Source organism: Pseudomonas sp. o96-267 (assembly GCF_003935465.1).
GTDB lineage: Bacteria > Pseudomonadota > Gammaproteobacteria > Pseudomonadales > Pseudomonadaceae > Aquipseudomonas > Aquipseudomonas sediminis.
The window spans coordinates 120,115-145,463 of record NZ_RHQP01000011.1 but is presented as its reverse complement, the minus strand read 5'-3'; the positions used below and the strand labels follow the sequence as shown (position 1 = coordinate 145,463).

Annotated in this window: 19 protein-coding genes; 16 read left to right on the top strand and 3 right to left on the bottom strand. The window is 63.4% G+C overall.

The features are described 5' to 3' along the window. The first annotated feature begins 102 nt into the window (after window positions 1–102). From dgcA to EGJ86_RS10090, 5 genes are all read left to right on the top strand, one after another. Window positions 103–2,163: a dimethylglycine demethylation protein DgcA gene (dgcA, locus tag EGJ86_RS10110; protein WP_125835008.1), complete on the top strand. Its 2,061-nt coding sequence runs from the start codon at window positions 103–105 to the stop codon at window positions 2,161–2,163. A 161-nt stretch (window positions 2,164–2,324) separates the two neighbouring features. Next, complete coding sequence (dgcB, locus tag EGJ86_RS10105; RefSeq protein WP_125835007.1) at window positions 2,325–4,286, top strand: dimethylglycine demethylation protein DgcB; 1,962 nt, start codon at window positions 2,325–2,327, stop codon at window positions 4,284–4,286. A 37-nt stretch (window positions 4,287–4,323) separates the two neighbouring features. After that, window positions 4,324–5,553: an electron transfer flavoprotein subunit alpha/FixB family protein gene (locus EGJ86_RS10100; protein ID WP_125835006.1), complete on the top strand. Its 1,230-nt coding sequence runs from the start codon at window positions 4,324–4,326 to the stop codon at window positions 5,551–5,553. A gap of 101 nt (window positions 5,554–5,654) precedes the next feature. After that, the gene (locus EGJ86_RS10095) at window positions 5,655–6,428 is read left to right on the top strand and encodes an electron transfer flavoprotein subunit beta (protein WP_106733691.1); all 774 of its coding nucleotides are present in this window, start codon (window positions 5,655–5,657) and stop codon (window positions 6,426–6,428) included. Window positions 6,429–6,634: 206 nt separating this feature from the next. Continuing rightward, window positions 6,635–6,886 carry a hypothetical protein gene (locus EGJ86_RS10090; RefSeq protein WP_125835005.1) on the top strand — a complete coding sequence of 84 codons (252 nt, stop codon included), beginning with the start codon at window positions 6,635–6,637 and terminating at the stop codon, window positions 6,884–6,886. Window positions 6,887–6,973: 87 nt separating this feature from the next. Here the strand turns inward: EGJ86_RS10090 and EGJ86_RS10085 are convergent, their stop codons facing one another. Next, window positions 6,974–8,068, bottom strand: a complete 1,095-nt coding sequence (locus EGJ86_RS10085; RefSeq protein ID WP_125835004.1) for a GlxA family transcriptional regulator — start codon at window positions 8,066–8,068, stop codon at window positions 6,974–6,976. Window positions 8,069–8,760: 692 nt separating this feature from the next. Between EGJ86_RS10085 and EGJ86_RS10080 the strand changes: the two genes are divergently transcribed. The 8 genes from EGJ86_RS10080 (at window position 8,761) to betA (ending at window position 19,154) form a co-directional block, all read left to right on the top strand. Further along, window positions 8,761–9,705, top strand: coding sequence for an ABC transporter substrate-binding protein (locus EGJ86_RS10080; RefSeq protein WP_106733690.1), 945 nt, complete (start codon window positions 8,761–8,763; stop codon window positions 9,703–9,705). 975 nt (window positions 9,706–10,680) lie between these two features. Beyond that, window positions 10,681–11,886: a glycine betaine/L-proline ABC transporter ATP-binding protein gene (locus tag EGJ86_RS10075; RefSeq protein WP_125835003.1), complete on the top strand. Its 1,206-nt coding sequence runs from the start codon at window positions 10,681–10,683 to the stop codon at window positions 11,884–11,886. Next, on the top strand, window positions 11,879–12,763 hold the full coding sequence (locus tag EGJ86_RS10070) for a proline/glycine betaine ABC transporter permease (RefSeq protein ID WP_099522842.1): 885 nt from the start codon (window positions 11,879–11,881) through the stop codon (window positions 12,761–12,763). The genes EGJ86_RS10075 and EGJ86_RS10070 overlap by 8 nt, the downstream gene beginning before the upstream one ends. A gap of 30 nt (window positions 12,764–12,793) precedes the next feature. Further along, on the top strand, window positions 12,794–13,738 hold the full coding sequence (locus EGJ86_RS10065) for a choline ABC transporter substrate-binding protein (RefSeq protein WP_125835002.1): 945 nt from the start codon (window positions 12,794–12,796) through the stop codon (window positions 13,736–13,738). A gap of 207 nt (window positions 13,739–13,945) precedes the next feature. After that, window positions 13,946–14,797 (top strand): glycine betaine ABC transporter substrate-binding protein, encoded by an 852-nt coding sequence (locus EGJ86_RS10060; protein WP_125835001.1) that lies wholly within the window; start codon window positions 13,946–13,948, stop codon window positions 14,795–14,797. A gap of 235 nt (window positions 14,798–15,032) precedes the next feature. Then, window positions 15,033–15,623, top strand: a complete 591-nt coding sequence (gene betI / locus EGJ86_RS10055) for a transcriptional regulator BetI (protein WP_125835000.1) — start codon at window positions 15,033–15,035, stop codon at window positions 15,621–15,623. A 189-nt stretch (window positions 15,624–15,812) separates the two neighbouring features. Then, a complete protein-coding gene (gene betB, locus EGJ86_RS10050; protein WP_125834999.1) occupies window positions 15,813–17,285 on the top strand; it encodes a betaine-aldehyde dehydrogenase in 1,473 nt (490 codons plus the stop codon). A 162-nt stretch (window positions 17,286–17,447) separates the two neighbouring features. After that, window positions 17,448–19,154, top strand: a complete 1,707-nt coding sequence (gene betA / locus EGJ86_RS10045) for a choline dehydrogenase (RefSeq protein WP_125834998.1) — start codon at window positions 17,448–17,450, stop codon at window positions 19,152–19,154. Here betA and torT read toward each other — a convergent pair. After that, window positions 19,143–20,162, bottom strand: a complete 1,020-nt coding sequence (torT, locus tag EGJ86_RS10040; RefSeq protein ID WP_125834997.1) for a TMAO reductase system periplasmic protein TorT — start codon at window positions 20,160–20,162, stop codon at window positions 19,143–19,145. The genes betA and torT overlap by 12 nt on opposite strands. A gap of 143 nt (window positions 20,163–20,305) precedes the next feature. On the opposite strand from torT, the gene mdtD reads away from it, so the two are divergent. The 3 genes from mdtD to EGJ86_RS10025 all read left to right on the top strand — a co-directional run bounded on the left by mdtD (window position 20,306) and on the right by EGJ86_RS10025 (window position 24,539). Next, complete coding sequence (mdtD, locus tag EGJ86_RS10035; protein ID WP_125834996.1) at window positions 20,306–21,727, top strand: multidrug transporter subunit MdtD; 1,422 nt, start codon at window positions 20,306–20,308, stop codon at window positions 21,725–21,727. A 49-nt stretch (window positions 21,728–21,776) separates the two neighbouring features. After that, a complete protein-coding gene (dbpA, locus tag EGJ86_RS10030) occupies window positions 21,777–23,153 on the top strand; it encodes an ATP-dependent RNA helicase DbpA (RefSeq protein WP_125834995.1) in 1,377 nt (458 codons plus the stop codon). 150 nt (window positions 23,154–23,303) lie between these two features. Then, a complete protein-coding gene (locus EGJ86_RS10025; protein ID WP_125834994.1) occupies window positions 23,304–24,539 on the top strand; it encodes a diguanylate cyclase in 1,236 nt (411 codons plus the stop codon). Here EGJ86_RS10025 and EGJ86_RS10020 read toward each other — a convergent pair whose 3' ends face one another. Then, window positions 24,540–25,271, bottom strand: coding sequence for an ABC transporter substrate-binding protein (locus EGJ86_RS10020; RefSeq protein WP_106733682.1), 732 nt, complete (start codon window positions 25,269–25,271; stop codon window positions 24,540–24,542). It abuts the gene before it with no gap. Between the last annotated feature and the right edge of the window lie 78 nt (window positions 25,272–25,349).

The following is a 25,349-nucleotide window of genomic DNA, read 5'->3' as shown; positions in this document are numbered from 1 at the left end:
TCACCCATAAGAATTCCGTGGAAAGGCCGGACTGCAGCGGCGACACCCTTGCCGCTGCAGCGCCTCCCACAACGCTAGAGCGCTTACCGTGAGGATGCCGTAATGGCCTTCGAAGCAATGTTCCAGCCGATCCAGATCGGCAAGCTGACCATCCGCAACCGCGTGCTCTCCACCGCGCACGCCGAGGTCTACGCCACCGACGGCGGCATGACCACCGAGCGCTACGTGAAGTACTACGAGGAGAAGGCCAAGGGCGGCATCGGCCTGGCCATCTGTGGCGGCTCCTCGGTGGTGGCCATCGACAGCCCGCAGCAATGGTGGAGCTCGGTGAACCTGTCCACCGACCGCATCATTCCGCACTTCCAGAATCTCGCTGACGCCATGCACAAGCACGGCGCCAAGATCATGATCCAGATTACCCACATGGGCCGTCGCTCGCGTTGGGATGGCTACCACTGGCCGACCCTGATGTCGCCATCCGGCATCCGTGAACCCGTGCACCGCGCCACCTGCAAGACCATCGAGGTCGAGGAAATCTGGCGTGTGATCGGCAACTACGCGCAAGCAGCGCGTCGTGCCAAGGAAGGTGGCCTGGACGGCGTCGAGCTGTCCGCCGTGCACCAGCACATGATCGACCAGTTCTGGTCGCCGCGCGTCAACAAACGTACCGACGAATGGGGCGGCACCTTCGAGGGCCGCATGAAGTTCGGCCTGGAAGTGCTCAAGGCTGTGCGCGCCGAGGTCGGTGACGACTTCTGCGTCGGTATGCGTATCTGCGGCGACGAGTTCCATCCGGACGGCCTGTCCCATGAGGACATGAAGCAGATCGCCGCCTACTACGACGCCACCGGCATGATCGACTTCATCGGTGTGGTCGGCTCGGGCTGCGACACCCATAACACCCTGGCCAACGTCATTCCGAACATGAGCTACCCGCCGGAGCCTTTCCTGCACCTGGCGGCCGGCATCAAGGAAGTGGTCAAGGTGCCGGTGCTGCACGCACAGAACATCAAGGACCCGAACCAGGCCACGCGCATCCTCGAAGGCGGCTACGTGGACATGGTCGGCATGACCCGCGCGCACATCGCCGACCCGCACCTGATCGCCAAGATCAAGATGGGCCAGATCGACCAGATCAAGCAGTGCGTCGGCGCCAACTACTGCATCGACCGTCAGTACCAGGGTCTGGACGTGCTGTGCATCCAGAACGCCGCGACCTCCCGTGAATACATGGGCGTGCCGCACATCATCGAGAAATCCACCGGGCCGAAGCGCAAGGTGGTGATCGTCGGTGGTGGCCCTGCCGGTATGGAAGCGGCACGCGTCGCCGCCGAGCGTGGCCACGACGTGACCCTGTTCGAGAAGCAGGATCAACTGGGTGGCCAGATCACTCTGGCAGCCAAGGCCCCGCAGCGTGACCAGATCGCCGGTATCACCCGCTGGTATCAGCTGGAGCTGGCACGCCTGGGCATCGATCTGCGCCTGGGTACTGCGGCCGACGAGGCCACCCTACTCGACCTGCGTCCGGACATCATCGTGCTGGCCAACGGCGGCCATCCGTTCCTCGAGCAGAACGAGCACTGGGGCGCTGACGAAGGCCTGGTGGTGAGCAGCTGGGACGTGCTCTCGGGCAAAGTGGCGCCGGGCAAGAACGTGCTGGTGTACGACACCATCTGCGAATTCACCGGCATGTCGGTCGCCGACTACCTGGCCGACAAGGGCGCACAGGTGGAGATCGTCACCGACGACATCAAGCCAGGCGTGGCCATCGGTGGCACCAGTTTCCCGACCTACTACCGCAGCCTGTATCCGAAAGAAGTGATCATGACCGGCGACCTGATGCTGGAGAAGGTCTACCGCGAGGGCGACAAACTGGTAGCGGTACTGGAGAACGAATACACCGGTGCCAAGGAAGAGCGCGTGGTCGACCAGGTGGTGGTGGAGAACGGCGTGCGGCCTGACGAGTCGCTGTACTACGCACTCAAGCAGGGCTCGCGCAACAAGGGCCAGATCGATGTCGACGCGCTGTTCGCGATCAAGCCGCAGCCGTGCCTGAGCGAGCCGGGCGACAGCTACCTGCTGTTCCGCATCGGCGACTGCGTGGCTCAGCGCAACACTCACGCGGCGATCTATGACGCCTTGCGCCTGTGCAAGGACTTTTAGCCACGACACGAACGGCCCCCTCTCCCGCTTGCGGGAGAGGGCGGGGGGAGAGGGTCCATTGGGCGGAGATCGATGTCGTCTGCCCCCTCTCCCTAACCCTCTCCCCAGGGGGAGAGGGGATGGATTTGCGTAGCTTTCGGTCCCGCTAAGGAGACCCCAAGATGTTGAACACCATCCTCCCCACTCTGCTCTTCGCCGCCCTGGCCCTCGCGGTCATCGGGGCGGCCAAGCGCTTCTTCATGTGGCGTCGCGGTCGGCCGGCCAAGGTCGACTGGATTGGCGGCCTGCTGAAGATGCCGCGTCGCTACCTGGTGGACCTGCACCACGTGGTCGAGCGCGACAAGTACATGTCCAAGACCCACGTGGCCACCGCTGGCGGCTTCGTTCTCGCGGCAGTGCTGGCCATCGTCGTGCACGGTTTCGGCCTGCATAACCGCATCCTCGGCTTCGCCCTGCTGGCCGCCACGGTGCTGATGTTCACTGGCGCCCTGTTCGTCGCCAAGCGCCGCCTGAACCCGCCCTCGCGCCTGTCGAAAGGCCCGTGGATGCGTCTGCCGAAAAGCCTGCTGATGTTCGCCGCCAGCTTCTTTATCGCCACTTTGCCAGTAGCTGGGATTCTGCCCGCCGACTTTGGCGGCTGGGTGCTGGCGGCGATCCTCGCCGTTGGCGTGGCCTGGGGTGTGTCCGAGCTGTTCCTCGGCATGACCTGGGGCGGACCGATGAAGCACGCCTTCGCTGGCGCCCTGCACCTGGCCTGGCACCGCCGTGCCGAGCGCTTCGGTGGCGGTCGCTCCACCGGCCTGAAAGCGCTGGACCTGAATGACCCAAAAGCCCCGCTGGGCGTGGAAAAGCCCACCGACTTCACTTGGAACCAGCTGCTCGGCTTCGACGCCTGCGTGCAGTGCGGCAAGTGCGAGGCCATGTGCCCGGCCTTCGCCGCCGGCCAGCCGCTGAACCCGAAGAAGCTGATCCAGGACATGGTCATCGGCCTGGCCGGTGGCAATGACGCCAAGTTCGCCGGCTCGCCGTATCCGGGCAAGCCACTCGGTGAACACGGCGGCGGCCCGCACCAACCAATTGTTTCGCTGCAGGGCAAAGCCCTGGTCGACGCCGACACCCTGTGGTCGTGCACGACCTGCCGCGCCTGCGTCGAGGAATGCCCGATGATGATCGAGCACGTCGATGCCATCGTCGACATGCGCCGTCATCTCACGCTTGAGAAAGGCTCGACGCCGAACAAGGGCGCCGAAGTGCTGGAAAACCTCATTGCTACCGACAACCCGGGCGGCTTCAACCCAGGCGGTCGCCTGAACTGGGCCGCCGACCTGAACCTGCCGCTGCTTGCCGACAAGGGCGAAACCGACGTGCTGTTCTGGGTCGGCGACGGCGCCTTCGACATGCGCAATCAAAGAACGCTGAGGGCCTTCGTGAAGATCCTCAAGGCTGCCGACGTCGACTTCGCCGTACTCGGCCTGGAGGAACGCGACAGCGGCGACGTGGCTCGCCGCCTGGGTGACGAAGCGACCTTCCAGCACCTGGCCAAGCGCAACATCGCCACCCTGGCCAAGTACCGCTTCAAACGCATCGTCAGCTGCGACCCGCACAGCTTCCACGTGCTGAAGAACGAATACGGCGCACTCGGCGGCAACTATCAGGTTCTGCACCACAGCACCTTCATCGAAGAGCTGGTGCGCAAGGGCTCGCTGAATCTCGGCCAGAGCAAGGCCGCCAGCGTCACCTATCACGACCCCTGCTACCTCGGCCGCTACAACGGTGAGTACGAAGCGCCCCGCGCGGTACTCAAGGCCATCGGCATCGAGGTCAAGGAGATGGAACGGTCGGGTTTCCGTTCGCGCTGCTGCGGCGGCGGTGGCGGCGCGCCGATCACCGACATCCCCGGCAAGCAACGTATCCCCGACATGCGCATGGTCGACATCAAGGAAACCGGTGCCGAACTGGTAGCCGTCGGTTGCCCACAGTGCACCGCGATGCTCGAAGGCGTGGTCGCGCCGCGCCCGGAGATCAAGGACATCGCCGAGCTGGTCGCCGAAGTGCTGATCGAAGCTACCGACGTAGCGGCCAAGCGCCCTGCCGCCAAGCGCGAACTGGCGGAGGTGCAGTGATGAAACAACAATCCCAGCGCATCCAGGAGGCCCAGGCATGAGTGACATAATCCGTCGCGACCCACGCGCCGAGTGGATCGCCCGCAACCGCCTGCATCCACTGCATGCCTCGATGCAGAAGGCCGAAACCAGCTGGATGGGGCCCAATGGCATCATCCGCAAGAACCCGCACGTCATTGCCGCCGGTTTCGTCGGCCCGGCCGGGCTCAAGCGCATCGACCGCAGCGGCGCCCAGCAGGGCACTGTCGGCAAACGCAGCAACGCCAGCGTCGAGGTGCAACTACCGCTGCACATTATCGAACAGCCAGCCTTCCACATCTGTGTGGTGCCGGATATGGTCGGCGGACGTCTCTCCAGCCATGACAAGGATCTGCTCGGCCTGGCACGCAAGCTGGCCGGCGATAGCGGTGCCGTAGTCGCCGTGATCTTCGGCGAAGACAAGGAAGGCGCCTTCGACACAGCCGGCGTCGACCGCCTGCTGCGCGTCCTGGGCGATGCCTTCGACGGCTACGCCCCGGACGCCCGCGTACTGGCGCTAAGCGCCGTAGAGAGCCAACTGGCTCCACGCCACTGGCTGCTGCCCGACAGCCGCACCGGCGGCGGAGAACTGGGTCGGCGCCTGGCTGCCAAGCTCGGTGAGCGCCCTGCGACGCGCGGCTGGCAGGTCGCCGGCGAGCAGGCCATCGGCCGTGCCGGCAGTGGCCAGCAGGATATCCAGCGCGCGCTGCCACGGTTGATCCTGGCCGCCGCCGAATGCGCCGAGCCGGTCAGCGACACCCGCCATGAAGTCCGCTCGCTGGAGCTGGCCGAAAAAGTCGCGCACAGCCTGCCGCGCGTCGAAGATCTCGGCCCGGTGGCCGTAGACCCTGCACAGATTCCCATGGCCGAAGCCGAATTCATCCTCTCCGGCGGCAACGGCGTGAAGGACTGGAAGCTGTTCCATCAGGCCGCCATTGCCCTGGGCGCCACCGAAGGTGCCTCGCGCGTGGCGGTCGACGATGGCTTCATGCCGCGCAACCGTCAGGTCGGCGCCACCGGCACCTGGGTCACCGCTCGCGTCTACCTCGCCGTCGGTATTTCCGGCGCCATCCAGCACCTGCAGGGTATCGGTGCCTGCGACAAGGTGGTGGCAGTGAACATGGACCCCGGCTGCGACATGATCAAACGTGCCGACCTCTCGGTGATCGGTGACTCGGCAGCGATCCTCGCAGCGCTGATGGAGCGCGTCGCGGCCTGGCGCCAGGAAGGAAAACGTGATGCGGCCTGACTCTCACGAATGCGCCCTCGTGGGAGGGGCTTCAGCCGCAACAGAGTGCGTGCATGGCCAGATCGCGGCTAATGCCGCTACAGCGGTTCGAGGTTGCCACCATGACTGATCTGAATATCGTCGCCCTGGTCTCGGTCGGCGCCCACCCGACCTCCGCTCGCCCACGGCGTGCCGAGCAGGACGCCCGCGCGGTGGAGCTCGGCCTGCGTCTGGCCGGACAGAATCTGCAGCTGTTGCACGCTGGCGATCCCCAGAACGAAGCCCTGCGCGGCTACCTGGGCATGGGATTGGAACAGCTCGACGTACTGGAGCAACCCGAAGGCGCCGACGCCTTGCCGCTGCTGGTCGATTACCTGCAAGGCAGCCGCACGCAGCTGGTGCTGACCGGTAGCCAGGCGGAAACCGGCGAAGGTTCGGGCATGCTGCCGTTCCTGCTCGCCGAGCGGCTGGGCTGGCCGATGGTCGTTGGCCTGGCCGAAGTGGAGAAGGTCGAGAACGGCGTAGCCCAAGTGCTGCAAGCACTTCCACGTGGCCAGCGGCGTCGCCTAAAGGTGCGCTTGCCGTGCGTGGCCAGCGTCGACAACGCCGCACCCGTTGCTCGCCAGAGCGCCTTTGGCCCGGCACGACGCGGACAGATCGAAGCACATGAAGTGACGGTGGTGGATGACACGCTGCTGGCCGAGGCTAGCCTGCAGCCGGCCAAGCCGCGGCCCAAGCGTCTCAAGGTGATCAAGGCCAAGACCGGCGCGGAACGGATGAAGGCAGCCACGGCCAAAGCCAGTGGTGGCGGCGGCCAGATCCTCAAGGATGTCTCGCCACAGGAAGGAGCAGAGGCTATCTTCAAGCTACTGATCGAAGAAGGCGTCCTGCGCTAGCAGGCAGTTTAAAAACTACCTGCGTTGCCATTGCGGCGTTAAAAACAGGCTGGAACGCCAGCCCGGTCAAATGCTCATTTACAAGTCGTAAAGTCGGTCGCGACCCCGGCCGTTTTTCGCCTGTTTTTGCGGGGCCGCCATCGGTATTGCACTGGCTGCCTCGCCTACGTTTTTAAACGCCTGCTTTTCCACAAGGAGCCACGACCATGATGCATGCCGATCTGATCGACCAGGAAGACTTCCGTGAACGCCTGATCGCGTTGGGCCTGAGCATTCCAGCAGGCGTTACGCCCGAGCAGGCTTGCGAGCTGGCCGTCAGCGGCCTCAGCGCCGAACGCGCCGTGGCCTTGCGCCGTCTGGTGGAGGAGTTGCTCGGCGGCAGCGCCACCCTGCTGCCCAACGTGCGCGAAGCCATCAGTAAGCATTTGCTGCCAGCGCTGGTGCCCAAGCCGGCTTGATATTACCCGGTGCGCATGGCGCACCCTACAGCAACGACACAATGAAAACGGGGCGCCACTGGCGCCCCGTTTTCATTGCGGCTCGACTCAGATGCGTACACTCGCGAAGGTCGACTCGCCCTGCGCCCGGTTGAGTGCCAGCACCGCGCTGGAGTTGACCTGATGCTCGGGGATCGGCAGCAGCATGACCAGGTTGTTGCCCTGCTGACCGGCGCGCTCGTCGCGTGGCGGAATACCGAAATATTCGCGGTAGCACTTGGAGAAATGCGGGGTTGAGACGAAGCCGCAAACCGAGGCCACTTCGATGATCGACATGCTGGTCTGCTTGAGCAACTGGCGTGCGCGGATCAGCCGCAGCTTGAGGTAGTAACGCGACGGCGAGCAGTGCAGATACTTCTGGAACAGGCGCTCGAGTTGACGACGGGAGATGTCGACGAAGCAGGCAAGCTCGTCGAGATCGATCGGCTCTTCAAGATTCGCCTCCATCAGTGCGACGATTTCCTGCAACTTCGGCTGGTTACTGCCAAGCATGTGCTTGAGCGGTACACGCTGGTGATCCTGCTCGTTACGAATACGTTCGTAGATGAACATTTCGGAGATGCCGGCTGCCAGCTCGCGGCCATGCTGCTGACCGATCAGGTGCAGCATCATGTCCATCGGCGCGGTCCCGCCAGAGGAAGTGTGGCGATTGCGGTCGATGGAAAACAGGCGAGTGGTGATGGCCGCACGCGGGAAGGCTTCCTGCATCGAGGCCAGGCACTCCCAATGCACGCTGCAATCGTAGCCGTCGAGCAGACCGGCCTTGGCCAGCGCCCAACTGCCGGTGCACACAGCACCGAGCAGGCGCCCCTGGCGCGCCTGCAGTTGCAGCCAGCTGACATGTTCACGCTTGACGCTGTGTTGAATATCCACGCCACCACAGACGATCACCGCATCCGGCGCCGGCGCACTTTGCATGGCCGCGTCCGGGGTGATCTGCAAGCCATCGCTGGCGCAGACCGGCAGGCCATCATGAGTCAGGGTGTGCCAGCGAAACAGTTCCTTGCCGGAAAGCTGGTTGGCCATGCGCAGGGGCTCTACCGCCGAAGCGAGAGAAATCAGGGTGAAGTTGTCCAGAAGCAGGAAGCCGATGGACTGGGCGACACGGTTCTGGGGATGCGCCCCTTGGCTGAACTGCGACATTGATGGAACCCTCTCACGCTAAGCACGGTGTGAGCCCAATTGAAGTGGGCCTCTGTTTTATCCTGGCCAGGCCTGAAAACCCGGTGGTTATGCATCTCTACGCAAAGGTCATGCCTAAATTGATCAAGCGTTCAATAAAAACAGAGCCTTCCATGCGTGGCGCGCCAGACGGGCTTCTTGACGCGAATCCAAGAGCTTGCGAAACGCTCTCAAAGCCTCTTACCGCAAGGCTTTGAGCATTTCGGTAGCACGGATTGAGTGGCCTTCTACGGCTGCCCTGATTACCAGTAACGGACGGACGGTAACAGCAGCGACCGATCGGTCACGACCGATGGAGTCGATGACCGCACGCGTCGCACCAAAATCTCGCGAAGCGGTGGCCTAGCCAGAATCACTGCACCAGCACAGGTCAACGCTCGCCGATGCACCAGCCGCCAGACCTGATAGAGACAAGCGACCTGACTAATCCGCAACAGGTTCGCGATGATCCAACTTTCGTCAGCTCGTCCAGATCTCCAACCGACTCGTACATATTCAATCGCGCCGCAGCGAGCAGCCGTATCAAGGTCTTTTCTCGGCATGCCAGTGTCGCTTCTCGCCCAGGGGGCGGCCCACCTCTTGCTGTGAAATAGTCAATCGTCCGCTCCAAGAATCTTCCAGCGGCTTCAGCCGCCCGAACAGAGGCACACCCCATGAACAGATTCGCTCGCTGGCTGCTCGTGATCGCCCTCACCTCCTCCACCACCTTGTACGCCGCAGAATCCGAGCGCTGCGAGCTGGTACGCCTCAGCGATGTAGGCTGGACCGACATCACCATGACCACCGCCGTGGCTCGCCTGATACTGGGCGAGATCGGCTATCGCACGCAGATCCGCCGCATGTCACTGCCCGATACCTATCGTGGATTGTCCGAAGGCCAGTTGGACGTGTTCCTTGGCAACTGGATGCCGGCACAGAGCGAGCAGGTACAGCCGCACCTGGACAGCGGCAAGATCGAAAAACTGCACACCAACCTGCCCACGGTGCGCTACACCCTGGCAGTGCTGGCACCAGGTTATGAAGCGGGGCTCAAGGACTTCGCCGACATCCATCGTTTCAAGGACGAGCTCAGCGGGCAGATTTTCGGCATCGAGCCTGGCAACGAAGGCAACGAGATGGTCAAAGGCATGATCCGCGACAACGTATTCGGCTTGCAGGGATTCACCCTGGTGGAGTCCAGCGAAAGCGGCATGCTCAACCACGTCGAACGCGCTCAGCGCCTGGGCAAATGGGCAGTTTTTCTGGGCTGGGAACCGCACCCGATGAACGAGCGTCTGAAGATGAGCTATCTGGCCGGTGGCGATGATTATTTCGGCCCCAATTACGGTGCAGCGCAGGTCAACACGGTGGCACGCGGCGGCTTCAGCCAGCAGTGTCCTAATCTGGCCAAGCTGTTTCGCAACATGACCTTCACCATCGCCGCAGAAAACCATTTGATGAGCGCCGTGCTGGAAGGCAATACCAATCGTCGCCGCGTGGCCAAGCAGTGGATCGAAGACAACCCGCAGATGGTTGCGTCCTGGCTGGAAGGTGTGACTCGCTATCAAGGCGGCCCCATCAGCAAGGTATTCGACGTATCGCTAGCGAAAAATGACTGATAAATTCGACGAAATAGCCGAGAAAAATCAATAAAAATGGCAGAAAGCACAGACCGCCACATGGCTCGAAAGGGTTTTCCCTTGTCGTGTCGAGAATCACGGCCAGGCTCGCAAGCCTGGCCAGCCATGACCGACCGGTCACATTGCGCCGCCTTTGGATTTTTCAGCGCTTTTCGGCACGCCTTCACCTCTGGCTGTAAATTTTTTTCAACATCGCCACAGCCCCCGCGCTACGCCGCCTGCGCCTCGCTTAAAGAGCTGAAAACCAGCACCGGCGCGGCGTTCAGCCGTGGCCAAGGGACGAAAAAGTCTGTTAAGGTTTTTAAAGCACGTTCTCGAAAGCGCTTCTCGATGCTCACATCGAGCGCTATTCAAAACGGCATCATGCAGTGCTTTCAGGAGCCCGAAAAACGGCGAAAACATGGAAAAACACGGGGTGTGACGGGCCATGTCGTCGCCCAACACGTCAGGGTCGCAAACCGATAATTGCGCAGACCCCAAGACTATATCGTTGAGTCAGCCGATGACGTCGCTGCCGCCTCCCGAGGGGACCGGCAGACTGGGGCCCACCGCCCCGGACCGAAGAACACATAAGCGCTGGCCCACCATCGATAGGGCGCCAGCCCAACAAGAAATTTCGGATGTACGCATGCGCCAGGACGACGCATGAAACCCCAAAGGAATGGGCTTCGAAACACTGCCAGAGGGTTTGGAAAGCGGTTTGCAGCACGGCAAGACAGTGGTCACTCATCAACAGGTTGCAACGACGCAGTGGGCAGTTTCTGCCACCAGCCGCGTCCGCTGCAGCGTGCCCGAGCGCCACATCCGACGCCCGCAGCGAAGCGCTCGCCAGCCCCGAAACCCAGCAAACACCCAAACAGGTATCAGAAGCCTGACACCGCTGTTCTACGCTTCGACAATGCGTACCCAGCCGTGCCAGCGCGAACCGGATGCCGATTGAAGGGGAAACGTCCCATGCAGTCTGGAAAGATCGTGGTCGAACACCTGTACAAGGTTTTCGGCCCTAACCCACAAGAAGCCATCGACCTGCTCAAGGAAGGCTGGAGCAAGGAGAGGATTCTGGCCGAGAAAGGCGCCGTGATCGGCGTCAGCGATGTGTCGTTCAGTGTCGAAGAGGGCGAAATCTTCGTGCTCATGGGCCTGTCCGGTTCTGGCAAATCCACCCTGATCCGCCTGATAAACCGCCTGGTCGAGCCCAGCGGCGGTGACGTCTACATCGATGGCCAGAACGTGGCCAAGCTGCCGCAGTCGCAACTGATCGACCTGCGCCGCCGCGACATGAGCATGGTCTTCCAGTCCTTCGCCCTGATGCCTTCGCGCAGCGTGCTGGACAACGCCGCCTTCGGCCTGGAAGTGGCCGGCACCGGCCGCAAGGCGCGCGAGAAGCGCGCCATGGAAGTGCTCAAGCAGGTCGGCCTGGACACCTTCGCCCACAAGTACCCGCACGAACTCTCCGGCGGCATGCAGCAGCGCGTCGGCCTGGCTCGTGCACTGACGGTGAACCCGTCGATGATCATCATGGACGAGGCCTTCTCCGCCCTCGACCCGCTCAAGCGCCGCGAGATGCAGGACGTGCTGCTGGAGCTGCAGAAGACTCATCGCCGCACCATCATCTTCGTCTCCCACGACATTGAAGAAGCCATGCGCATCGGTACCCGCATCGGCATCATGGAAGGCGGCAAGCTAATTCAGGTCGGCACCCCGCAGGAACTGATCGAAAAGCCAGCCAACGAGTACGTGCGCAACTTCTTCGACACCGTCGACACCAGCCGTTACCTCACCGCCGGCCAACTCAAGGCCGACAGCGTGCCGACCTACGTCTACAACGGCAGCGCGCCGGACGCGGCGAAGATCTGCAAGGAGCTGCAGGCGCTGGATAAGCACTACGCCTTCATCGTCGACGAGCAGAACAACTTCCAGGGCTCCATCAGCCTGGAGAAGATCGCCCTGATGGTCGACGGCGACGAACCCCGACCACTCGAAGCAGATGCGCTCAAGCAGGTCGTGCCGGTGCCCGAAGACATGCCGCTGGAAGACGTGATCACCCGTCTGGTGGACAACGAAGGTCCGATCCCGGTGGTGGACGCCGACGGCCATTACTGCGGCGCCATCAGCAAGGGCCGTCTGCTGACCCGACTGCAGGGGGAATCCAATGAGTGACAAGAAACTCGACCTGGGTAGCTGGGTCAACGACGTCGTCCAGCACCTCCTGGATAACTACAGCGGCGCCTTCGACAGCATTGGCAGCGTGGTCGCCGGCTTCTCTGAGGCCATCGAGAAGGTGCTGATGCTGCCGCCAGCCTGGCTGCTGATCGCCATCTTCGTCGCTCTCGGCCTGTGGCGCATCGGCGCACGCTTCGCGATCTTCACCGCCGTGGCCTTCATCCTGATCGTCATGACCGGTTTCTGGGATCAGACCGTGGTCACCCTCGGCCTGACCTTCTCAGCCACCCTGATTAGCCTGCTGCTGGGTATCCCACTGGGCATCTGGGCCGCCAAGAGCGAGCGCGTGGCCACCATCATCCGGCCGATTCTCGACTTCATGCAGACCATGCCGGCGTTCGTCTACCTGATCCCGGCTGCCATGCTCTTCGGCCTCGGTCGCGTGCCAGGCATCATCGCCACGGTGATCTTCGCCATGCCACCCGCGGTGCGCCTGACCAGCCTGGGTATCCGCCAGGTGAACAAGGAAATCGTCGAAGCCGGTCAATCCTTCGGCTGCACCAGCCGCCAGTTGCTGTTCAAGGTGCAACTGCCCAACGCCATGCCGTCGATCATGGCCGGGGTCAACCAGACCATCATGATGGCCCTGTCGATGGTGATCATCGCCTCGATGGTCGGCGCCGGTGGCCTGGGTAACGATGTATTGGCAAGTATCCAGCGACTGGACATCGGTCTAGGCTTCGAGAGCGGCATGGCCGTGGTGCTGCTGGCGATCATCCTCGACCGCATCACCGAAAGCTTCGGCACGCCGCAGACCGCCAAACGCGGCCTATTCGCCTGGTTCAGTGGCAAACTGCAGCGCCAGTCCAGCTAATACGTTTTTTCACTTCACAGGGAACCGCAGATGAAAACGATCAAGACCACCGCCGTCATCGGCCTGTTGTCCTGCGCACTGATGCAGGGCGCCATGGCCGCTGAACCGGCCAGCTGCAAGCAGGTACGCTTTGCCGAAATTGGCTGGGCCGACATCGCCGCCACCACCGGTGTGGCCATGACCCTGGCCGAAGGTCTGGGCTATCAGCCACGCAAGATCATGGCCTCGGTGCCTATCGCCTTCACTGGCGTGAAGAGCGGCCAGGTCGATGTCTTCCTCGGCTACTGGGCGCCGTCGATGGACTCGGTGATCGAGCCCTTCCTCAAGGATGACGGCGTCAAGGTGCTGCCCAAGGCAAACCTCGAAGGCGCCAAGTACACCCTCGCCGTGCCGACCTACGCAGCCGAGGCTGGCCTGAAGAGCTTCCAGGACATCGCCAAGTTCAAGGATCAACTGGGCGGCAAGATCTACGGCATCGAGCCGGGTAACGACGGCAATCTGCTGATCGATGGCATGATCAAGAACAACCAGTTCGACCTCGGCGACTTCCGCATGGTCGAGTCCAGCGAAGCCGGGATGCTGGTGCAGGTATCGCGCGCCATCAAGAAGAAAGAGCCGGTGGTCTTCCTCGGCTGGGCGCCGCACCCGATGAACACTCAGCACGACATCACCTACCTGTCCGGCGGTGAGGACGTGTTCGGCCCCGACTACGGTGCAGCCAAGGTCTACACCGTGGTACCTCCGGATTACGAAGCACGCTGCGAGAACGTCGGCAAACTGCTGAACAACCTGCAGTTCACCGTCGATATCGAAAGCCAACTGATGGAAAAGGTGCTGGAGAAGGAAAACCCGCAGACCGTCGCCAAGGAGTGGATCAAGGCCAACCCGGCGATCCTCGACCAGTGGCTGAACGGCGTGACCACCTTTGACGGTCAGGACGGCGTTGCCGCCGTGAAGAAACACGTCGGGCTGTAACAGGCCACGACCCGATTCGGGCTCGAACCTCAGGGTTCGAGCCTGAAAATCTCCTCGTAAACCACTAGCGGCTGATTTCTGGCCGTGACGGGGAGACTTTGCCCGCGAAACCGCTATCTGCTGCGCAACACGGATTCGCAAGGCCCGCAATGAGAACGAGCCAGTCAACGATTTTGCAACTGCCACTCACTGATGGAGCACAACAACATGCGCGTACTTAAGCACCTCTGCCTCGGCGCTGCCGCCCTGGCCATCGGCATGGGCAGCGCCCTGGCCGCCGACAAACCCACCCTGAAGATCGGCTACGTCAACGGCTGGGACGACAGCGTCGCCGTCACCCATGTCGCCGGTGAAATCCTGCAAAGCAAACTCGGCTACAGCGTCGAGCTGAAGCCGGTCGAACCCGCCATCATGTGGCAGGGCGTGGCCCGTGGCGACCTCGATGCCACCCTCTCCGCCTGGCTGCCGGCTACCCACGGCGAGTACTACGACAAGCTCAAGGACAAGGTGGAAATCCTCGGCACCAACTACTCCGGCGCCAAGATCGGCCTGATCGTGCCGGACTACGTTCAAGCCAAGACCATCGAAGACCTGGAAAAATATTCCAAGGACTTCGACGGCAAGATCACCGGTATCGACGCCGGTGCCGGCGTGATGCGCCGCACCGAAGACGCCATCAAGGAATACAACCTGGCCAGCATCAAGCTGATGCCGAGCTCGGGCCCGGCCATGGCCACTGCCCTGACCCGTGCCGAGAAGGCGCAGAAGCCGATCGTGGTCACCGGCTGGATTCCGCACTGGATGTTCGCCAAGTGGAAACTGCGCTTCCTTGAAGATCCGAAGAAAGTCTTCGGCGACGACGAGCGTGTCGACACCGTGGCCAACCCGGAACTGAAGGGCAAGGCCCCCGACGCTGCTGCTTTCCTCAGCAAGATTTCCTGGAGCGGCGAAGAAGTCGGTGCAGTCATGCTGGCCATCCGCGAAGGCGCCAAGCCTGACCAGGCTGCCAAGGACTGGATCGCCCAGAACCCGGACCGCGTTGCGGAGTGGCTGAAGTAAGCCTCACCCTGTCGCATCACAACGCGGGCTTCGGCCCGCTTTGTCGTTTCCGTAGGATGTCGCAAGTTCGCGTGTGCACCGCAGGCACCGATGATAAGGCGGTCTGCACGGCCAAGGTGGCCCCGTGACGCCCTGCGGAATCGGCGCCCCGCCCCCGCACCCCCACCTCGCTTGATTGATCGAACGATCAAAATCCGCCTAGACTCCGGCCCAACTTCACCCGCTGGAGATCCCCATGCCCAAGGTCGGCATGCAGCCCATTCGTCGTTCGCAACTGATCGCCGCCACCCTGGAAGCGGTCGACCAGGTCGGCATGGCCGATGCCAGCATCGCCTATATCGCCCGCCTGGCGGGGGTGTCGAACGGCATCATCAGCCACTACTTCAACGACAAGAACGGCCTGCTCGAAGCGACCATGCGCCATTTGATGCAGGCGCTCAGCAATGCCGTGGGGGAACGCCGTCGCGCATTGCGCGAGGACAGTCCGCGGGCACACCTGAAGGCGATGATCGATGGCAACTTCGATGAAAGTCAGGTCAGCGGCCCGGCGATGAAAACCTGGCTGGCATTCTGGGCCAGCAGCATGCACCAGCCGGCACTGCGCCGCCTGCAGCGGGTCAACGACCACCGCCTCTACTCCAACCTGTGTGGCCAGTTCCATCGCGCGCTGCCGCAGGATCAGGCGCGCTTCGCCGCCCGCGGCCTGGCTTCGCTGATCGACGGCCTGTGGCTGCGTGGCGCGCTGTCCGGCGAGGCCTTCGACACCGAACAGGCGCGCCGCATCGCCTACGACTACCTCGACCTGCAATTGGCCAAGGCCCGTTAGGGTTGTCGGCGGCGAGGCCTCAGGAGCTCGATCCTTCAACCCTGGTGGGCTAAAGCCCACCCTACGGACGACCGTTCGCCCGCGTGCATGTCGCGTTTGGCTGCGCGCTGTCGTTTTTGTTGATTGATCGTTCAATTTAAATAAAATAGGCTGTTCTCTTAGCAGATTGCCAAGTGCAGAGGACAGCCCATGCCCCATTTCGCCGAACAGCAGCTCTACATCGGTGGCCAGTACGTCGCCGCCAGCAGTGGAGAAACCTTCGACAGCATCAACCCGGCTACCGGTGAGGTGCTGGCCGAGGTGCAGCGCGCCAGCCAGGCGGATGTCGACCGCGCCGTGGCCAGTGCCGCCGAAGGGCAGAAGGTGTGGGCAGCGATGACCGCCATGCAGCGCTCGCGCATCCTGCGCAAGGCCGTCGACATCCTGCGTGAGCGCAACGACGAGCTGGCCGAGCTGGAAACCCTCGACACCGGCAAGCCACTGTCGGAAACCCGCTACGTCGACATCGTTACCGGTGCTGATGTGCTGGAGTACTACGCTGGCCTGATCCCGGCCATCGAAGGCGAGCAGATCCCGCTGCGCGAGACCTCGTTCGTCTACACCCGTCGCGAACCGCTGGGCGTAGTCGCCGGCATCGGTGCCTGGAACTACCCGATCCAGATCGCCCTGTGGAAATCCGCCCCGGCCCTGGCCGCCGGCAACGCGATGATCTTCAAGCCCAGCGAAGTCACCTCGCTGACCGCACTGAAATTGGCCGAGATCTACACCGCAGCCGGCCTGCCCGACGGCGTGTTCAACGTGCTCACCGGCAGCGGTCGCGAAGTCGGCCAGTGGCTGACCGAGCATCCGGGTATCGAGAAGATTTCCTTCACCGGCGGCACCGTCACAGGCAAGAAAGTGATGGCCAGCGCATCCAGCTCCAGCCTCAAGGAAGTGACCATGGAGCTGGGCGGCAAGTCGCCGCTGATCGTGTTCGAGGACGCCGACCTGGACCGCGCCGCCGACATCGCGGTGATGGCCAACTTCTACAGCTCCGGCCAGGTGTGCACCAACGGCACCCGCGTGTTCGTACCGCGCATGCTGCAAGCGCGCTTCGAGGCCAAGGTGCTGGAGCGGATCAAGCGCATCCGCCTAGGCGATCCGCTCAGCGACACCACCAACTTCGGCCCGCTGGTGAGCTACGCGCACATGGAAAGCGTGCTCGGCTACATCGAGCAAGGCCGCAAAGAAGGCGCGCGCCTGCTGATCGGCGGTTCACGCGTCACGGATGGCGACTACGCCAAGGGCGCCTACGTGGCACCGACCGTGTTCACCGACTGCCGCGACGACATGACCATCGTGCGCGAGGAAATCTTCGGCCCGGTAATGAGCATCCTCATCTACGACAGCGAAGAGGAAGTGATCCGCCGCGCCAACGATACCGACTACGGCCTGGCTGCCGGCGTGGTGACGCGCGATCTGAACCGCGCGCACCGGGTGATCCACAAGCTGGAAGCCGGCATCTGCTGGATCAACACCTGGGGCGAGTCGCCGGCCGAGATGCCGGTGGGCGGCTACAAGCAGTCCGGCGTCGGCCGCGAGAACGGCCTGGTCACCCTCGGCCACTACACCCGCATCAAGTCGGTGCAGTTGGAAATGGGCGATTACGCGTCAGTGTTCTGAACACCGTTTTGTGGGAGCGGCCGGGCGGCGCACCGCTTCAGCCGCGAAAGACATCGCGGATGAAGCCGCTCCTACAAAGAATCGCCGCCCCCGTAGCCCGGATGCCATCCGGGGACATTCATCCAGGTTTTCCCGGTTCGCAGCCGGGCAACAGGAGGAGCCATGACCCAGGAATTCGACTACATCATCATCGGCGCCGGTTCAGCCGGTAACGTCCTGGCCACCCGTCTGACCGAAGACGCAGACGTCAGCGTACTGCTGCTGGAAGCTGGCGGCCCCGATTACCGTCTCGACTTTCGCACTCAGATGCCGGCCGCCCTGGCCTTCCCGCTGCAGGGCCGACGCTACAACTGGGCCTACGAGACCGAACCCGAGCCGTACATGAACAACCGCCGCATGGAGTGCGGGCGCGGCAAGGGCCTGGGCGGCTCATCTTTGATCAACGGTATGTGCTACATCCGCGGTAACGCGCTGGATTTCGACAACTGGGCCACGGCCAAAGGCCTGGAAGACTGGACCTATCTGGACTGCCTGCCGTACTTCCGCAAGGCGGAAACCCGCGACATCGGTCCCAACGACTACCACGGCGGCGATGGCCCGGTGAGCGTGACCACGCCCAAGGCCGGTAACAACCCGCTGTTCCACGCCATGGTCGAGGCTGGCGTGCAGGCTGGTTACCCGCGCACCGATGACCTTAACGGCTACCAGCAGGAAGGCTTTGGCCCGATGGATCGTACCGTGACTCCGGAAGGTCGCCGCGCCAGTACCGCGCGGGGATATCTGGATCAGGCACGGGCGCGCGCCAACCTGACCATCGTCACCCATGCCACCACCGACCGCATCCTGTTCGACGGCAAACACGCCAGTGGCGTCAGCTACCTGATCGGTAATTCGAATGACACCATCACCGCCCGTGCCCGCCGCGAAGTGCTGCTGTGCGCCGGCGCCATCGCCTCGCCGCAGATCCTGCAGCGCTCCGGCGTTGGCCCTGCCGCGCTGCTGCGCGAGCTGGATATCCCTCTGGTGCATGAACTGCCTGGCGTCGGCCAGAACCTGCAAGACCACCTGGAGATGTACCTGCAGTACGCATGCACCCAGCCGGTGTCGCTGTACCCGGCGCTCAAGCTGCTCAACCAGCCAGGCATCGGCGCGCAATGGCTGTTCGCCGGCAACGGCATCGGCGCCAGCAACCAGTTCGAGGCCGGAGGCTTCATCCGCACCCGCCCGGAATTCGCCTGGCCCAACATCCAGTTCCACTTCCTGCCGGTGGCGATCAACTACAACGGCAGCAACGCAGTGAACGAGCACGGCTTTCAGGCTCACGTCGGCTCGATGCGCTCGCCCAGCCGCGGGCGCATCCAGCTCAAGTCCAAGGACCCGCGCCAACACCCGAGCATCCTGTTCAACTACATGAGCCATGAGCAGGACTGGCAGGAGTTCCGTGACGGCATACGCCTGACCCGCGAGATCATGGCGCAGCCGGCACTCGATCCTTACCGTGGGCGTGAAATCAGCCCTGGCGCGCATGTGCAGAGCGACGCCGAGCTGGATGCCTTCATTCGCGAGCATGCGGAAACGGCTTTCCACCCCTCCTGCTCGTGCAAGATGGGCGAGGACGACATGGCAGTTGTGGATAGCCAGGGCCGCGTGCACGGCGTGCAGGGCTTGCGCGTGGTGGATGCGTCGATCATGCCGGAGATCATCACCGGCAACCTCAACGCCACCGCCATCATGATGGCGGAGAAGATCGCGGACCGGATTCGCGGTCGTCAGCCCTTGCCGCGCAGCACCGCGCCCTACTTCGTCGCCGGTGAGCGCCCGGTGCGCGGCACGCCGTTGCGCAGCCAGCACGACAGGTTAGTCGGGTAACTCCTGGCGGATCATCCAGTGCCCCTCGGGCGGCATCAGCCGGCCGAGGTCGAAGCGATCCAGCGCCTCCGCGTCGAGCATTTCGATCTGCGGGCTCACCAGTTGCGGCAGCTTTTCGCCCTGCAGGCCACGAACGGCCAGATCCAGCGCGATACGCGCCTGAATCACCGGTGAGTCGGTGGGCGCGGCCAGCACCTGCCCCTCGCGTATCTGCTCCAGCACCCGCTCGGTGGCGTATAGCGACAGCACCTGTGCCTCGGAGCCGAGGTTACGCACCAGTTGCGCAGCGAAGGCTGCTGCTTCGGCATTGGCGATCAGATAATCGAGATGCGGATGCTGCTTGAACAGCTCGCGCGCCAGCTGCGCCTGCCGGCTGCGATCCACCGGGCCGTAGCCGCCATGGATCAGGGTCACCTGGGTTCCCGGCAAGGCATCGCGCAGACCGCGTTCGGCATCCTGCACCCAGCCTGCATCGGCTGGGCCGGGTAGCCAGCCGACCTGAATCGGCCGACCGTCGCTGATGCGCACCAGATACTCGAGCGTGGTGCGCGCCATGTCGGCGAAATCGACCCGCGAGTGTGCGCTCAGCGTTGGGCACTCCAGGCGATTGACCAGATCGATGACCGGGTGGCCCGCCTTGCTCTGCACTTCTGCCGCGCTGCACAGGTCATAGGTGTTGATGCTGGCGACGACGAAGGCATCGGCGCCCTCGGCCACACAATGCTCGAACTGCTCCACCTGCACCTCGGCATGCTCGTAGCCACCGGCTTCATAGATGCCCAGGCGCACGCCCAGACGGTTGGCCTCCTGATCCAGGCCCCAGGCCACGCCCCACCAGTAGCGGTCCTTGCCATGAGGCAGTAGCGCGCAGATCCGCCAGGGCTGGCTGGCCACCGGCAGAGGCCGGTAATCCAGCAGGCGGCCATCGGCGCGTACCGGATACGGGAACCACTCGGCTGCCAACAGCGGCTGACAGGCCAGCGAAAACCACAGAGAGAACCAGCGCATGAAGCCATCCTTAGCCCTTGCGGGGCGATGTGCCAGTCACCCCAGCGTAGCACTCCCATTGACTCGCGCCTGCCCGCAGCCTGTCGCGGTTGCCCCTGCTGAACCAGCAGCCTAGAGTGAAAGGCACAAACCATGAGAACAGCATGACCAACCCTGCCCTGCTCGACCCTCGCACTGCCCGCCTGCTGCCCTGGATAGTCGCCATCGCCTTCTTCATGCAGACGCTTGACGGCACCATCCTCAATACGGCGCTGCCAGCCATGGCGGGCGATCTCAACGAGGACCCACTGCGCATGCAGTCGGTGGTGATCGCCTACATGCTCACCGTGGCCCTGCTGATCCCGGCCTCGGGCTGGGTCGCCGACCGTTTCGGTACGCGACGTATCTTCTTCGGCGCCATCGCCCTGTTCAGCCTCGGTTCACTGCTCTGCGCACTGTCGGAGTCGCTCAGCATGCTGATCGGCGCACGGGTCATCCAGGGCCTGGGCGGCGCGCTGATGATGCCGGTCGGGCGCCTGGTGGTGCTGCGTGCTTATCCGCGCTCGGAGCTGGTGCGGATCATGAGCTTCATCACCCTGCCAGGCCTGCTCGGCCCGCTGATCGGCCCAAGCCTCGGCGGCTGGCTGGTGGAGGTGGCCAGCTGGCACTGGATCTTCCTGATCAACCTGCCGGTGGGGCTGCTCGGCTGCTGGGCGGTATGGCGGCACATGCCGGACCTGCGCGGGCCGGAACGCAGCCGCTTCGATACCGCCGGCTTTCTGCTGTTCGGCGCCGCCATGCTGCTGATCACCGTAGCCCTGGAAGGGCTCGGCGAGCTGCACCTGCCAACCATGCGCGTGGTGCTGCTGTTGCTCGGCGGCATGGCCTGCCTGGCCGCCTACTGGCTGCGCGCCGGGCGCATCGAGCAGCCCTTGTTCTCACCTGCGCTGTTTCATACCCGTAGCTTCGCCGTGGGCATCATCGGCAACCTGTTCGCCCGCCTCGGCAGCGGCGCGCTGCCCTTCCTCACCCCGCTGTTGCTGCAACTGGCGATGGGCTATTCGCCGGCCCAGGCCGGCATGAGCCTGATCCCGCTGGCACTGGCGGCGATGGCGGCCAAGCCCCTGGCCAAACCGTTGATCGAACGCCTCGGCTACCGTACCATCCTCACCAGCAATACCTTGCTGCTCGGCGCCCTGATCGCCAGCCTGGCGCTGGTCGATGCCGAGACCTCGACGCTGCAGTTGATCATCCAGCTAGGCCTGATCGGCGCCTGTAACTCACTGCAGTTCACCGCAATGAATACCGTGACCCTGATCGACCTGGACAACCGCGATGCCAGCAGCGGCAACAGCCTGCTGTCGGTGGTGGTGCAACTGGCGATGGGCCTCGGCGTTGCTTCGGCGGCAGCGCTGCTCAGCGGTTTCAGCCGTGAACTGGGCGACAGTGGGCATGTGTTGCAGGCGTTCCAGGCCACCTATCTGTGCGTCGGCCTGTTGTCGATGCTGGCAGCGGCTATCTTCCTGCAACTGGATGCGAAAGACGGCCGCGGCGGGGGCAATATCGAGGTTTCAGCGGACGAATGATCGGGCCTGCTACACTGCCGGCCTGTTTCTCCATGCCCGAGCCACTGCCGTGACCGCCAACGCCTTCGCCAGCCTGCCCCTTTCCGCCGCCATGCAGGCCAACCTCGCCGCCATCGGCTATGCCGAGATGACGCCGATCCAGGCCGCCAGCCTGCCGCTGATTCTCAAGGGCCGCGACCTGATCGCCCAGGCCAAGACCGGCAGCGGCAAGACCGCCGCCTTCGGCATCGGCCTGCTGCATCCCCTCAATCCGCGCTACTTCGGCTGCCAGGCGCTGGTGCTGTGCCCGACACGCGAGCTGGCCGACCAAGTGGCCAAGGAAATCCGCCGGCTGGCCCGCGCCGCCGATAACATCAAGGTACTGACCCTGTGTGGTGGCGTGCCCTTCGGCCCGCAGATCGGCTCGCTGGAGCATGGTGCCCACGTAATCGTCGGCACGCCGGGCCGGGTGCAGGAACACCTGCGCAAGGGCACGCTGAAGGTCGACGGGCTCAATACCCTGGTGCTCGACGAGGCCGACCGCATGCTCGACATGGGCTTCGTCGACAGCATCAGCGAGATCATCGAACAGACCCCGGCGCGCCGGCAGACCCTGCTGTTCTCCGCCACCTATCCGGCCGGCATCGAGCAACTCGCCGCGCGCTTCCTGCGCACACCCGAGCGGGTCGAGGTCGAGGCGATGCACGACGATGATCAGATCGAGCAACGCTTCTACGAAATAGCGCCGAGCCAGCGCATGGAAGCGGTCAGCACCCTGCTGCGGCATTTCCGCAAGCAACCAACCGTGGCCTTCTGCGCCACGCGCCAGCAGTGCGACGAGCTGGCCGCGCAACTGGAAGCCGAGAAGATTTCCGCCGCGGCCCTGCATGGCGATCTGGAACAGCGCGAGCGCGATCAGATTCTCGCCCTGTTCGCCAATCGCAGCCTCAGTGTGCTGGTGGCCACCGACGTGGCCGCGCGCGGCCTGGATATCGCGGGGCTGGAAATGGTGATCAACGTCGAGCTGTCGCGTGATGCCGAGGTGCATATCCACCGTATCGGCCGTAGTGGTCGCGCTGGCGAGAAAGGCCTGTCACTGAGCCTGGTGGCGCCCGCTGAAGCCGGTCGCGCCCAGGCCATCGAAACCCTGCAAGGCAAGGAACTCGCCTGGTACCCATTACCCGCGGCCAAGGCAACGGGTGAGCCGCTGCTGCCGCCAATGCACACCCTGTGCATCGGCGCCGGACGCAAGGACAAGCTGCGCCCCGGCGATATTCTCGGTGCCCTGACCGGCGACGCCGGGCTGCCCGGTAGTCAGGTCGGCAAGATCGCCCTGTTCGACTACCAAGCCTATGTCGCAGTCGACCGCGATGTCGCCCGCCAGGCGCTCAAGCGCCTCACTGAGGGCAAGATCAAGGGCAGAACACTGCGCGTGCGTCTACTGTAAGAGCCTGCACACGACCTGCTGCGCGTCGGCGCTACTGCGTTGAAAGCAAGCTCGGACGCTCGTTTTCTTGCCGGGCGCTCTAGCTCGCAAGATCGCGAACAGGCTCTTAGGCTGATATAAAGCATCAAAAGGCCTGGGCCGGAGTTACCCATGCGCAATATTCTGGTCATTGAAGACAGTCCACTGGTACTGAAGATCCTCGAACATCTGTTTCGCCAGGAAACCGATCTGGAGCCGATCTTCTGTGCCTCGCTGGCAGAAGCCGAAGTGATGCTGGAAACCTCGGCCGCGCTGTTCTTCGCCGCTATCGTCGACCTGCACCTGCCCGATGCACCGGACGGCGAGAGCGTCGACCTGGTGATGCGCTATAACCTGCCGTGCATCGTGCTCAGTGGCAGTTACAACGAGCAGCGCCGCGATGATCTGCTGATGAAAGGCGTGGTCGACTACGTGCTCAAGGAAAGCCAGCACTCCTACGAGTACGCCTTTCGCCTGCTGCACCGGCTCGATCACAACAGCCACATCAAGATTCTCATCGCCGACGACTCCACGGCGCAGCGCCACTACATTCGCCACATTCTCGAGCCGCACCACTACCAGATCATCGAAGCCAGCGATGGCAAGGAGACGCTGCGCCAGCTGAACGAGCACCCTGACCTCGACCTGCTGGTCCTCGACCATGCCATGCCCGGCGTCAGCGGTTTCGAGTTGGTCAAGCTGCTGCGGCAGAAGCTGCGCCTCAACGACCTGATCATCATCGGCGTGTCCGCCGACCCCAAGGGTTCGCTCAGTGCGCAGTTCATCAAGCACGGCGCCGACGACTTCCTGCGCAAACCCTTCTGCCCGGAAGAACTGAACTGCCGGGTGATGTCCACCCTTGAGCGGCGCGACCTGCTGCGCGCGCTGAAGAAGGCCGCGCAGTTCGATGCCCTGACCGGCCTGAACAACCGCCGCGCCTTCTACGAGCAAGGCATGCAGATACTGCAGAAGGCGCAACGGGAAAGTCGCGAGGTCAGCGTGGCGATGCTCGATCTCGATCACTTCAAGCAGATCAACGATGGCTTCGGTCATGCCAGCGGCGACAGTGCTCTGGTGGTGTTCGCCCGAGCGATGAGCACTGCCTTCCCCGACATGCTGCTGGGCCGCCTGGGCGGTGAGGAATTTGCCCTGCTCACCCTGCACGGCGCGGACCATGTGGTGCAGGCACTGGATAAACTGCGCCGACAGTGCGCCGGCCTGCACTACGCCGTTGGTGCGCCTGCGCTATCGTTCAGCGCCGGCCTTTACCAGGGTGAACCCGAAGACCTGGAAAGCCTGCTGCACGAGGCCGACATTCGCCTGTATCGCGCCAAGCAGCAGGGCCGTGCCCGCACCGTACTGGCCTGATCAGGGACCGTGGCGCCTCAGCGTGGCGGCATAGCTGCCGTCTTCGCTCATGGACTGAATCGCCGCATCGAAACGCCGGGCAATATCGCGATGCTGTGCATGGCTACGGCGTATCAGGATATGCAGACCGTTCTCGCTCAACGGCAGTGGCAGAAACTCCAGCTCATCACGAATGCTGCTCAGTGTGCGCCCGAGCATGTAGCGCGCGACCAGCTCATCCTCCAGCGCCAGTTGCACGCGCCCGGCATGCAGCATGCGCGCGGCGATCTCGAAACTGCCGACACCGACCTTGAGCAACTGCGGGTCGCTGTCGAACTCTTTGGAGTAGGCATAGCCCCTGACCACCGCGATGCTGTGCGAATAGAGATCGGCCAGGGTCTCGAAGCGGATATCGCTGCCCTTGCGCCGCATGAAGCGAATGCGATTGACCAGATAGGGCTGGGAGAAATAACCGTACTCGGTGCGATCGGCGCTATACCAGGCGTTGATCAGCACATCGTAATCCCCGCGTTTGAGCCCTAACACAGCACGCTCCCAGGGCACCTCCACATAACTGGTGGTGTAGCCAGCGCGGGCCAGCGCCTGCTCCACCAGATCACTGGCCAGCCCCTTGCCGGGCAAGCGTTGATCATTGAACGGCGGCCAGGGGTCGGCCACCAGACGCAAAAGCTCAGCCGAGGCCGATGCCGGCGACAGCAGCAAGAGCAATAGCCAGGCACGCACGACGGTCATGAGTGGAGATCCATCCGAAATGATCAGTTCTAGTCATAGCAGGCACAACGCCACTCGTCACTGTCTCATATCTGAGAC